This window comes from Acinetobacter beijerinckii CIP 110307 (assembly GCF_000369005.1).
Lineage (GTDB): Bacteria > Pseudomonadota > Gammaproteobacteria > Pseudomonadales > Moraxellaceae > Acinetobacter > Acinetobacter beijerinckii.
On record NZ_KB849765.1, the window covers coordinates 874255 to 886521 of the forward strand.

Here is a 12267-nt window from a genome sequence, read left to right on the forward strand (position 1 = left end):
TGGCATCACTTTTTAAAATATCATTTTTATAGAAAATAGTATTAAGCTAATAGGCACACTGAGTTCTAGGAGAATTCGCAATGAATTTCCTTCGACTCTTAGCTGGAAAATGAGATAGGCAATGACATCAGGAAATCATAGTAAACACCCTCTTTACATCCCTTATGCTGGTTACACGTTATTAGAATTACCACTATTAAATAAAGGTTCTGCTTTTACGGAAGAAGAGCGAACTAATTTTAATTTACACGGTTTACTTCCTCATATTATCGAAACGATAGAAGAACAAAGTCAGCGTTCGTATCAACAATTCCGTGCTTTTAATGATGATATTAATAAGCATATCTATCTTCGAAATATTCAAGATACCAATGAAACTTTGTTTTATCATTTAATCGAAGATCATTTAGAAGAAATGATGCCTGTGATTTATACACCGACGGTAGGTGAGGCATGTCAACGTTTCTCTGATATTTATCGTCGTCATCGTGGTATTTTTATTTCTTATCCAGATCAAGATTTTATTGATGATATTTTACAAAATGTGAATAAAAACAATGTAAAAGTAATCGTGATCACCGATGGTGAACGTATTTTAGGTTTAGGTGATCAAGGCATCGGAGGGATGGGAATCCCAATTGGTAAACTGTCTTTATATACGGCTTGTGGTGGTATTAGTCCCGCTTACACGCTGCCAATTACCATTGATGTTGGTACCAATAATCAACAATTATTAAATGATCCAATTTATATGGGATGGCGTCAGCCACGTATCAATGGTGATGAATATTATGCTTTTGTTGATAAGGTCATTGAGGCAATTAAACGCCGTTGGCCAAAAGCATTAATTCAATTTGAAGACTTTGCACAAAAAAATGCAATGCCGCTTTTAGAGAAGTATCGCGATAAAATTTGCTGCTTTAATGATGATATTCAAGGTACAGCTGCGGTTTCCGTAGGCAGTTTGATTGCAGCAAGTAAAGCGGCAGGCAAACAATTAAAAGATCAAACCGTCGCATTTTTAGGTGCAGGTTCAGCCGGTTGTGGTATTGCTGAACAGATTATTGCGCAAATGGTGGCAGAAGGTTTGACTGATGCTGAAGCACGTGCTCGTGTCTATATGGTGGATCGTTTTGGATTAATTACGGAAAATCAGCCGAATTTACTCGATTTCCAGCGTAAGCTTGCTCAAAAAGCAGAAGTTGTTGATCCTTGGGCGAGTATCGACAATATCATTTCATTATTAGATGTTGTGAAAAATGCCAAGCCAACGGTTTTAATTGGTGTTTCAGGACAGCCGGGTTTGTTTACTGAAGAAATTATCAAGACCATGGCTGCACATTGTGAGCGTCCAATCGTGATGCCACTTTCCAATCCAACATCTCGTGTAGAAGCTGTGCCAGCAGACATCATTGAGTGGACAGAGGGGCGTGCTTTAATTGCAACAGGTAGTCCATTTGCTCCAGTGAATTATCAAGCGAAACTTTATAATATCGCTCAATGCAATAACTCTTATATTTTCCCTGGTATTGGTTTGGGCGTTGTGGCAAGTGGAGCAACCCGCATTACTGAAAATATGTTGATGGCTTCGAGTCGGGCATTGGCAGATTGCTCACCTTTATTGCAAGATCCTGAAGCAGATTTGCTTCCGTCTTTGGGTGAGATTCAACAAGTATCCAAAATTATTGCATTAGCAGTTGCTCAAGCAGCAATATTGGATGGTGTTGCAGTCAATATCAGTGATGATTTATTGCAACGGAAGATTGAAGAATCATTCTGGCAGCCGGCTTATCGAAAATATAAACGTATTCCATTCTAATGAAATGAAAAAAGGAGCTTAAAGCTCCTTTTTTATGCATCCAAAATTTCTTCTAATAGTTCATCACTTGGTGCAAAATAATAAGCGCCATCAATTGCGGTGGTGAAATGTAAGAGGCGATCATGGATACCATCCCCTGATGTGCCGAACATGCGTTGCAGCATGGCATCAATAATACTTAGGTTGTTGGTATAAGCGACAAAAAATAATCCTTGTTCTCCTTTACCATCGCCGTAAGGTAGGCTGTGACGCAAGATTTCCATCTCTTCACCATCTTCATCTTCGATGACTGTACGTGCAATATGTGCATTTTGGGGTTTAATATCATCATCTAACTCAATGGATTCAAGTTTAGTTCGACCAAAAACTTGTTCTTGAGCATCGACTTTCAGTTGTTGCCATTTTGCTAAATCATGAATATAGCGCTGAGCAAAAATGAAGCTTCCATCGGCAAAAGCTTCTGCATCTTCAGGCAGTAAGGCGGTTTCAGCACGATCATCTGGAAACTGTGGGTTTTCAGTGCCATCAATAAATCCTGTCATATCGCGACCGTCAAAAAATCTAAAACATGGGCGCTCATCCAGTACCTCAACTTTAGTTTGGATGCCTGTGAAGAAAGCTTGGCTCATCGCAAAACAAATATCGGCCCGAGCACTGGCGATGTGAATAAAAACATCTGCTGGTTCCACAGGCATATTAAATGCGCCTTGCTCTGGATTCAGTTGTTTAAAACCTGTGGGTGTTTCAGTGTAGAGTTGCGACCAAAGTTCAGGACCAAAAGCAATCGCAGTTTTAATTTGGTCATTGGGGTGTTGGGTGATTAAGCGATCACGCGTGGAGAGTAATGCTGCAATTTGTTGCTTTAATTCAGAAATAGTTAAATCTTTTAAACGAAGAACAATAAAACGTGCATGATCAGAGGGTAATGGAAGAATGACAGATTGCGCAGTCATTAAAGTCTCCTGAGTTATTTTTTAAAAATTTAAAAAGAAATGATTGTGCCTGATCTAAGCATGGCTTAATAGTTTATTTGCTCATTTTATTGAATGAAATATTTAAGATTAGACTTAAATAAAACGGTATAATTCAACTTTTATTGTGCTTGTTTATTATGTCTTTTCAGGTTTGGTTTGCTTTTATGTTGGCATGCTGGGCGATTAGTGTTTCGCCTGGCGCAGGTGCTATTGCCTCGATGTCCAGTGGCTTAAACTATGGTTTTAGGCATGGTTATTGGAATGCGTTAGGATTACAAATTGCACTTTTGATTCAAATTTTGATTGTGGCAGCAGGAGTGGGAGTGCTTTTTGCGACAACACCACTCGCTTTTCAAATCGTGAAGTGGTTCGGGGTGGCTTATCTTATGTATTTAGCTTATCAACAATGGACTGCGCCTATTAAAACTATTCAAATTGAACATGAACAGAAGAATAAATCAGCGCTCACTTTAGTGTTTCATGGCTTTGTGGTGAACATGAGTAATCCCAAAGCGATTGTTTTTTTATTAGCGGTGTTGCCGCAATTTTTAGATTTATCTCGACCTCAAGCATTACAATATTTGATCATGGCGATAACGATGGTGACGATTGATCTGATCGTGATGGCTGCTTATACAGGTTTAGCTTCAAAAGTACTGAGATTATTACGCTCGCCTCGGCAGCAAAAGTATTTGAATCGAGGCTTTGCGGTAATGTTTAGTTGTGCTGCGCTATTGCTGAGTGCAATACAGCAATCAAGCTAAACAGATTGCGATCGACTTTTTAATTTTTGCGCCATGAAGATGAATGCGAAACAAAGAGACATGCACAAAACGATACTCAAACCTGTGGCAATATCGAGAGCAGCGCTAGACCATAAGCCAACTGTTACTCCAATTTGAGCGAGAATAAAGGCCCAAATCACCATTTGCTTAGGTGAGTTAGCAAGCAAGCGTGCACTCAATGCAGGAATAACCAATAATGCGCCCATCAGTAATGAGCCAACTGCACGTAGAGCAAGGACTGTAAAGAGTGCCAATAACAACATGAAAATCAAACGCTGCCAATGAGCATTTACACCTTCACTCATCGCAATATCCGGATCAATCGCGATCTGAATTTGGGCAGACCATGAGCGATAAAGCACGACTAATGCTGCTGCGATAACAATTGCAAATAGCGGTAAATCAGCCCACTCAATACTGAGTAAGTCTCCAAAAAGATAACTTAATAATTCTGGTCTTAAACTCGGAAGCTGTTGAATAAGTAGTAAGCCACTACAAAGCAGAGTTGCTGAACATAACGCTAATAAAGCATCATTTGGCAATCGAGAATCATGCAAAATCCATAAGATTGCAACCAATAATGCCGCCAAACAACCGACACCTAACCAAAGCGGTAAGTGCAAAATACCTGCAATCGCGACACCTAGTAACGTACCATGTGCCATCGTGTCAGCAAAAAAAGACATGCGACGCCACAGCATTAAACAGCCTAGTGGAGCAGTGAGAAAAACTAACAATGTTCCCATCATCCAAGCGGGTAATAGTAGTTGTAACCATTCCATCATGGCTTAGACCTTTGGTTCTGGATGAATATGAGGGCGAGGATCATGTGTGCATGGTTCGGCATGATCACTATGACCGCAGTGGTTATGATGATGTTGATAGAACATGCGTTGAGTACCAAAGATCGCTTGATACTCTGGATGTTGTTGGATGCTTTCAGGTAAGCCACTGCAACAAATATGTTTGTTGAGACAGACCACACGATGTGTGCCCTGCATCACCCATTGTAAGTCATGCGAGACCATGAGGACTGCACATCCATAACGTTCAGGCAAACTGCGTACATATTCATACAGTTCAGCTTCGGATTGAATATCTAAGCCTTGCATCGGCTCATCCAGTACCAAAATATCTGGTTGACGTAGCAAAGCACGTGCTAATAGCACCCGTTGCCGTTCACCACCTGATAGCTGTTGTACTTTTGATGATTGCAGCTTTTGAATACCAGTATCTCGAATAATTTCTTCGCGTAGCGTGGCTGTACAAATTTCTAAATCTAATAAATCTTGCACACGTAAAGGTAGGCTGGCAGAAGGGTTAAATTTCTGTGGAACATACGCCATTTTTAATTTCTTAGAAAAATGCACTGTTCCTTTATTGGGCGACATGATACCTAATAAGATTTTTATTAATGTCGATTTACCAGCACCATTAGGACCAATAAGCGTGACGATTTCTTTTGCGTCTAAAGCAAAATCAACATTTCTTAAAATATCTCTTTCGTCACGTTGGACTGAAATATTTTCGAGTCGAATAAGCGCGGAACTCATTGGCGTGCGTTGCACTGATGACATTTTCCAGAAATTTCAATAATACTGTGTTGCGCTAAGAACTGATCAGACGCAGCCAACTGATCAAGTTGTTGAATGAGTCCTTGTGCAGAAGCTTCTTTCACAGAATGGCATTCAGTACAAATCAAAAATGCAGCCTGATGACCTTCACGTGGGTGACAACAGGGAATGTAGGCATTAATCGAAGTTAATCGATGGATTAAGCCCTTTTCTAATAAAAAATCTAAGGTTCGATAAACCGTAGGTGGTGCAGCAGGGCGATCAGCTTGACCTTTGATTTTAGCCAACAAGTCATAAGCACCCATCGGTGCGGATGCATTCAAAATGAGTTCAAGTACTTCTTTGCGTAAAGGAGTCAGACGAGCGCCAACCGCAGTGCATAATATCTCTGCTTCTGCGAGTCGCGTTTTAATATCGTGATGACCGTGAACGCCATGTAAAGCATTATCATGTTCATGTGAACAAGAACTCATAAGTTGACCTCATTGTTTTTGTAGGATCTATTGATGCTTCTGCTGAGTTTAAGTCGCTTAATCGAATATTTGATGTTTGCTTTTTCAGAAGATCTGAATCGAGCAAGCCACACTGATATCTACTAAGATACTTTCAACGAAGAGTGATTTTTTCACAATCAATAGACTGTCTATAATAACATGCAATTAAACGATAACTATCTATATATAGTTGCTGTAGAAGTACATCGGTACATGCAGCAAAAATAGGCATAGGTATTTTTTAACTTTTGTTATATTATAACATGCTTAATTCTGCTGAGTAATATTGAAATGTTGCGCCTTTTTATCTTTGTTTTCTTTTCGATGTTCAGTACATGGGGGTGGACTCAAAGCTTAGTGGTGTCAACACATCCAATTTACTTAATTGCTAAAGAAGTTACCGCTGGCGTTGAAGAGCCAGTCCTTTTGTTGAATGATCAAACAGGGCACGATGTACAACTTACACCTGCACACCGTAAGCTAATTCAAGATGCCAGTTTAGTGATCTGGTTAGGAAAGGCGCACGAAGCACCTTTAGATAAATTATTACACCAAAACCGAAAAGCGATTGCTTTGTTGGATTCAGGAATACTAACCGTATTGCCACAAAGAAGTTTGCGCGGTGCAGCATTAGCAAATACTATAGATAGCCATGTTTGGTTAGATCCGAATAATGCTGTGCGTATTGCATTTTTCATTGCCACTCTACGTTCTCAGCAATATCCTGAAAACAAAACTAAATACTTGGCCAATGCAAAAAACTTCTCTCAGCAGATGTTGCAAGCTTCGCAGCAGTATGACAGTTCCAATAAAAGTAAGCCGTATTGGTCTTTTCATGATGCCTATCAATATTTAGAGCGAGCGCTGAATTTAAAATTTGCGGGGGCCTTAACAAATGATCCACATATTCCGCCAACAGCCGCTCAAATTAAATACTTAAATGATAATCGTCCTAAAATAGAAATGTGTTTATTGGCTGAAACTTCAGCAAGTAAAAGTCAATATCAAAAGTTGAACCCTGTCATCTTTGAGTCGGTAGATGAAAGTATGCGTGGAGAAGATAGTTTTATCTCAGCTTGGAAAAAATTGGCTTCAAAAACCGATAAATGCGTATTAAGTGCTCAAAAATGATGAAAAAAATAAAAATCAATTGACTCTATCGTCAGTAAATATGCTAGTGAAAAAAGCAGACTTAAGTCGAGAAAAGATTGCATGTTCAGGGGTGTAACTCTATAATGCGATCGATTCGAAACGATCATCAATAAAACTTGTCAAGCAGTTACGCTGTAAGTGGATAAAAAATGAGCCAAACTAGTCGCTTGATTGACCGACGATTAGCAAAAGCTTTGGTCTTCTTACAAGCAAGTATGATTCCTGTTGCAACATTGATTGCATGGGGTCTTAAAGATACGACTGCTGCTTTGAGTGCCGCGCTTGGGGCTTTGGTATGTTGGTTAGCACATTGTTATTTTGCTTGGCAGTCGTTTAGAACGGCAGGCGCAAGAGCATCAAAACAAGTCATGCTAAATATGTATCGAGGTATGCTCGGTAAGTTTGCGATAGTAATCGTAGGATTTATATTAATTTTGAGCAATGTTAAACCGCTGTCACCGGTTGCGTTGTTTGGTGGATTTATCCTCGTTCAAGCGATGTCGTGGGTCGCGCCATTTTGGGTGTCACGTCTACAAAAACGAGTATAAAAACACATTTTAGATTTTTGGGAGTAGGGGCGAGATTATTGCAGTACGCATGATTCGTTTTACTTCTTTTTAATGATTGACATTGACCAGGTGTGATTTATGGCTGCTGAAGAACATGCCCTGACTTCGACCGAGTACATCAAGCATCACTTAACTAATATGACCTATGGCAAAATGCCAGATGGAACATGGAAGTTGGCTGAGACTGCTGAAGAAGCTCAATCGATGGGGTTCACTGCAATTCACTTGGATTCAATGGGTTGGTCTATCGGACTTGGTGTAATTTTCTGTTTGTTGTTTTGGACAGTTGCGAAAGCTGCAAATGCAGGTGTTCCAACTAAATTCCAATCAGCGATTGAAATGATCATCGAATTTGTAGACTCAAGTGTACGTGATACTTTCCACGGCAAATCACGCTTAATTGCGCCATTGGCATTAACCATTTTCGTGTGGATTTTCCTCATGAACGCAATGGACTTAATACCTGTTGACTGGATTCCATATCTAGCTCAACAAATTGGTGCAAGCGTGTTTGGTATGGATCCTCACCACGTTTACTTCAAGGTTGTACCATCTACTGATCCAAACATTACCTTAGGTATGTCTTTGTCAGTATTTGCACTGATCTTGTTCTATAGTATTCGTGAGAAAGGCATCGGCGGTTTCGTTGGTGAATTGGCACTTAACCCATTTAACCCAAGTAACAAATTTGCAAAAGCGTTATTGATTCCAGTGAACTTAATTTTGGAATTAGTAACTTTTCTTGCTCGTCCAGTTTCGTTGGCTCTACGACTGTTCGGTAACATGTATGCGGGTGAGTTAATCTTCATCTTGATCGCGTTATTACCGTTCTGGATCCAGTGGGCGTTATCTGTGCCTTGGGCTATCTTCCACATTCTTGTAATCACGCTGCAAGCATTTATCTTCATGATGCTGACCATCGTTTACTTGAGCATGGCAAGCGAAAAGCATTAATGGTATTGCCTGACTGTCACCTGATGGTTGGGCTTAAATTTTAGTTTAATTTGGTAATAACCTAACCTCTGAGGAATTTTTCATGGAACTCACTTTAGGTCTAGTTGCAATTGCATCTGCTATCTTGATCGCTTTCGGTGCTTTAGGTACTGCGATTGGCTTCGGTCTTTTAGGTGGCCGCTTCTTAGAAGCTGTTGCTCGTCAACCAGAATTGGCTCCACAACTTCAAACTCGTATGTTCTTAATTGCGGGTCTTCTTGATGCTGTGCCTATGATCGGTGTTGGTATTGGCTTGTTCTTCATCTTCGCTAATCCATTTGTAGGTTAATAGCTTAATTCCTAAATCCACATATTGAGGAATAGCGAAATGAATATCAACCTCACATTGTTCGGTCAAGCGATTGCATTTGCGATTTTTGTCGCATTCTGCATGAAGTTTGTTTGGCCACCACTAATCAATGCGATTAGTGAGCGTCAGCGTAAAATCGCTGATGGCTTAAATGCTGCTGAAAAAGCAAAAGCTGACCTTGCTGATGCGCAAGCACAAGTTAAGGCAGAATTAGATGCAGCAAAAGCACAAGCGGCTCAATTGATCGAACAAGCGAATCGTCGTGCAGCGCAATTGGTAGAAGAAGCGCGTACCCAAGCTTCGGCTGAAGGTGAGCGTATCCGTCAACAGGCGAAAGAAACTGTTGATCAAGATATCAATGCTGCTCGCGAAGAATTACGTCAACAAGTTGCTGCCTTGGCAGTTGCTGGCGCAGAGAAAATTCTGAACCAACAAGTTGATGCAGAAGCTCATAATGCCATGCTGAATCAGCTGGCTGCTAAACTTTAAGCGAGGCGAATATGGCTGAACTCTTGACGTTAGCACGCCCGTACGCCAAAGCAGCATTTGCTTACGCTTCTGAGCAAGGTGCAACTGACAATTGGTCGAATGCGTTACAAGTGCTCAGTGCTGCGGTGCAAGACGAAGCATTTTCCGCTTATTTAAATCGCCCTGAGCTGACTCCTGCGGAACAAGTAGGTCTTTTTGCAAAGGTTTTAGGTGAAGATCAAACTCAATCAGTGTCTAATTTTTTGACATTGCTTGCAGATAATGATCGCTTGGTTTTATTGCCTGAAATCGCAGCAGAATATGAATTACTTAAATCGCAGAACAACAACACATTGGAAGTTCAGATCGAATCTGCTTTTCCAATTGATGCGAAACAAGAGCATATTTTAGCTCACGCGCTTGAAAAACGTTTTAACAGAACCGTTCATGTGACTGTTAGCGTTAATCCAGCGTTAATCGCGGGTGTTGTGATTCATGCAGGCGACCAAGTGATAGATGACTCTGCGCTTAACAAGCTTGAAAAAATGCGGACTCGTCTTCTTGCGTAATAGCAATAAGACTGAACTTAAAAAAGATTGAGGAATAGCGCAATGCAACAACTGAATCCATCCGAGATCAGTGCGCTCATTAAACAGCGTATCGGCGATCTGGACACCAGCGCGACCGCGAAGAATGAAGGTACTATCGTCATGGTATCTGACGGTATCGTGCGTATTCACGGTCTTGCAGATGCAATGTACGGTGAAATGATCGAATTCGACGGCGGCTTATTTGGTATGGCACTGAACCTAGAACAGGATTCAGTGGGTGCCGTTGTTTTAGGTAACTACCTAAGCCTTCAAGAAGGTCAAAAAGCTCGTTGTACAGGTCGTGTATTAGAAGTTCCGGTTGGTCCTGAACTTCTTGGCCGTGTCGTAGATGCTTTGGGTAATCCAATTGATGGTAAAGGCCCAATTGATGCGAAATTAACTGATGCTGTTGAAAAAGTAGCACCAGGCGTAATTTGGCGTCAATCGGTCGACGAACCTGTTCAAACTGGTTATAAATCAGTTGATACCATGATCCCTGTAGGTCGTGGCCAGCGTGAGTTGATCATTGGTGACCGTCAAACTGGTAAAACAGCAATGGCGATCGATGCGATCATCGCTCAGAAAAACTCTGGCATTAAATGTGTATACGTTGCGATTGGTCAAAAACAATCAACAATTGCAAACGTTGTACGTAAGCTAGAAGAAACTGGCGCTATGGCGTATACAACTGTTGTCGCAGCTGCGGCAGCTGATCCTGCAGCAATGCAGTATTTAGCTCCGTATTCTGGTTGTACAATGGGCGAATACTTCCGTGATCGCGGTGAAGACGCGTTAATTATTTATGATGATTTGTCTAAGCAAGCTGTTGCTTACCGTCAAATTTCATTGTTATTACGTCGTCCGCCAGGTCGTGAAGCGTATCCAGGTGACGTATTCTATCTTCACTCGCGTCTTCTTGAACGTGCTTCTCGCGTTTCAGCAGATTATGTTGAGAAATTCACGAACGGTGCAGTAACTGGTCAAACTGGTTCTTTAACTGCATTGCCGATCATTGAAACTCAAGCGGGTGACGTATCTGCATTCGTACCAACCAACGTAATTTCGATTACTGACGGTCAGATCTTCTTAGAAACATCATTATTCAACGCAGGTATTCGTCCTGCGGTGAACGCGGGTATCTCTGTATCGCGTGTTGGTGGTTCTGCTCAAACGAAGATCATCAAAAAATTGTCTGGTGGTATCCGTACTGCTTTAGCACAATACCGTGAATTGGCTGCGTTTGCTCAGTTTGCTTCTGATCTTGATGAAGCAACGCGTAAGCAACTTGAGCATGGTCAACGTGTAACTGAGTTAATGAAGCAGAAACAATATGCTCCATACTCAATTGCTGACCAAGCTGTTTCTGTATATGCATCTAACGAAGGCTATATGGCTGACGTAGAAGTGAAGAAAATCGTAGACTTTGATGCTGCGTTAATCTCTTACTTCCGTTCAGAACATGCTGCGTTAATGCAACAGATCGATGAAACTGGTGATTACAACAAAGACATCGAAGCAGCATTCAAAGCAGGTATTGAGAGCTTCAAAGCGACTCAAACTTACTAAGTTTAGATTTAGTTAAGTTTGGTTCACGGATCAACCTTCGGAAGCTCGAAAGGGCTTTCGAATACTAGGTTAAGCGTATGGCAAATTTAAAAGAAATTCGCGCCAAAGTAGCTAGTATCAAGAGCACGCAAAAGATTACTCGCGCGATGCAAATGGTAGCTGCTTCTAAAATGCGTCGTGCGCAAGAGCGCATGGCTCAGGGCCGTCCGTATGCCGATAATATGCGCCGTGTAATTGCTCACTTGGTACAAGCGAATCCTGAATACAAACATCGTTATATGGTTGATCGCCCTGTTAAGCGCATCGGTTATATCGTGGTGTCTTCAGATCGTGGTTTGGCAGGTGGATTGAACATTAACTTGTTCAAGAAAGTTGTGCAGCATGTCAAAGCACAACGTGAGCAGTCAATTGAAGTTGAATTTGCTTTGATTGGTCAAAAAGCGGTTTCGTTTTTTAAGAATTACGGCGGTAAAGTGCTTGGTGCAACCACTCAGCTTGGCGATGCGCCAAGTCTGGAACAGTTGACGGGTTCAGTACAGGTCATGCTTGATGCATTTGATAAAGGCGAACTAGATCGAATCTATCTCGTATCAAATGGCTTCATCAATGCGATGACCCAACAGCCTAAAGTAGAACAACTTGTTCCTTTAGCACCAGCAGAAGAAGGCGATGACCTCAACCGTACTTATGGTTGGGACTATATCTACGAACCAGAAGCAGAAGTATTGTTAAATGGTTTGTTGGTTCGCTATATCGAGTCTATGGTTTATCAAGGTGTGATTGAGAACGTTGCATGTGAGCAGTCAGCTCGTATGGTCGCTATGAAAGCAGCGACTGACAATGCAGGCGATCTCATCAAGAGCCTACAACTCATTTATAACAAGCTGCGTCAAGCCGCGATTACTCAGGAAATTTCCGAGATCGTTGGTGGTGCCGCTGCCGTTTAACATTATTTTTGAATTGAGGAGACAGC

Annotated in this window: 14 protein-coding genes; 10 read left to right on the forward strand and 4 right to left on the reverse strand. The window is 41.3% G+C overall.

The window, feature by feature from the left end:
- The first annotated feature begins 121 nt into the window (after positions 1–121).
- Entirely contained in the window at positions 122–1819 is a 1698-nt protein-coding gene (locus tag F933_RS09665) for an NAD-dependent malic enzyme (RefSeq protein ID WP_005060749.1), read from the forward strand.
- A 32-nt stretch (positions 1820–1851) separates the two neighbouring features.
- On the opposite strand, the gene F933_RS09670 is transcribed toward F933_RS09665, so the two are convergent.
- Positions 1852–2772, reverse strand: a complete 921-nt coding sequence (locus F933_RS09670) for a Dyp-type peroxidase (protein WP_005060751.1) — start codon at positions 2770–2772, stop codon at positions 1852–1854.
- A 158-nt stretch (positions 2773–2930) separates the two neighbouring features.
- Between F933_RS09670 and F933_RS09675 the strand changes: the two genes are divergently transcribed.
- On the forward strand, positions 2931–3557 hold the full coding sequence (locus tag F933_RS09675; RefSeq protein WP_005060753.1) for a LysE family transporter: 627 nt from the start codon (positions 2931–2933) through the stop codon (positions 3555–3557).
- Here the strand turns inward: F933_RS09675 and znuB are convergent.
- The 3 genes from znuB to F933_RS09690 are packed head-to-tail and all read right to left on the reverse strand — an operon-like array spanning position 3554 to position 5625.
- Positions 3554–4363: a zinc ABC transporter permease subunit ZnuB gene (gene znuB / locus F933_RS09680; RefSeq protein ID WP_005060755.1), complete on the reverse strand. Its 810-nt coding sequence runs from the start codon at positions 4361–4363 to the stop codon at positions 3554–3556. The two genes, F933_RS09675 and znuB, sit on opposite strands and share 4 nt — an antisense overlap.
- A 3-nt stretch (positions 4364–4366) precedes the next feature.
- Entirely contained in the window at positions 4367–5155 is a 789-nt protein-coding gene (gene znuC, locus F933_RS09685) for a zinc ABC transporter ATP-binding protein ZnuC (protein ID WP_034710702.1), read from the reverse strand.
- Complete coding sequence (locus F933_RS09690; RefSeq protein ID WP_005055565.1) at positions 5128–5625, reverse strand: transcriptional repressor; 498 nt, start codon at positions 5623–5625, stop codon at positions 5128–5130. Before F933_RS09690 ends, znuC begins: the two co-directional genes overlap by 28 nt.
- Positions 5626–5937: 312 nt before the next feature.
- Here F933_RS09690 and F933_RS09695 point away from each other — a divergent pair, with 312 nt between their 5' ends.
- The 8 genes from F933_RS09695 to atpG all read left to right on the forward strand — a co-directional run bounded on the left by F933_RS09695 (position 5938) and on the right by atpG (position 12241).
- Entirely contained in the window at positions 5938–6777 is an 840-nt protein-coding gene (locus F933_RS09695) for a metal ABC transporter substrate-binding protein (protein WP_005060760.1), read from the forward strand.
- 170 nt (positions 6778–6947) lie between these two features.
- Positions 6948–7346 (forward strand): ATP synthase subunit I, encoded by a 399-nt coding sequence (locus tag F933_RS09700; RefSeq protein ID WP_005060761.1) that lies wholly within the window; start codon positions 6948–6950, stop codon positions 7344–7346.
- Positions 7347–7445: 99 nt separating this feature from the next.
- The gene (gene atpB / locus F933_RS09705) at positions 7446–8321 is read left to right on the forward strand and encodes a F0F1 ATP synthase subunit A (protein WP_005055569.1); all 876 of its coding nucleotides are present in this window, start codon (positions 7446–7448) and stop codon (positions 8319–8321) included.
- Between the two features lie 82 nt (positions 8322–8403).
- Positions 8404–8649, forward strand: coding sequence for a F0F1 ATP synthase subunit C (gene atpE, locus F933_RS09710; RefSeq protein WP_000424060.1), 246 nt, complete (start codon positions 8404–8406; stop codon positions 8647–8649).
- A gap of 39 nt (positions 8650–8688) precedes the next feature.
- A complete protein-coding gene (locus F933_RS09715; protein ID WP_005055570.1) occupies positions 8689–9159 on the forward strand; it encodes a F0F1 ATP synthase subunit B in 471 nt (156 codons plus the stop codon).
- Positions 9160–9170: 11 nt separating this feature from the next.
- Positions 9171–9707 carry a F0F1 ATP synthase subunit delta gene (locus F933_RS09720; RefSeq protein WP_005055571.1) on the forward strand — a complete coding sequence of 179 codons (537 nt, stop codon included), beginning with the start codon at positions 9171–9173 and terminating at the stop codon, positions 9705–9707.
- Between the two features lie 42 nt (positions 9708–9749).
- Entirely contained in the window at positions 9750–11294 is a 1545-nt protein-coding gene (gene atpA, locus F933_RS09725; protein WP_004656522.1) for a F0F1 ATP synthase subunit alpha, read from the forward strand.
- 77 nt (positions 11295–11371) lie between these two features.
- Positions 11372–12241 (forward strand): F0F1 ATP synthase subunit gamma, encoded by an 870-nt coding sequence (gene atpG / locus F933_RS09730; protein ID WP_005055572.1) that lies wholly within the window; start codon positions 11372–11374, stop codon positions 12239–12241.
- Positions 12242–12267 lie beyond the last annotated feature (26 nt).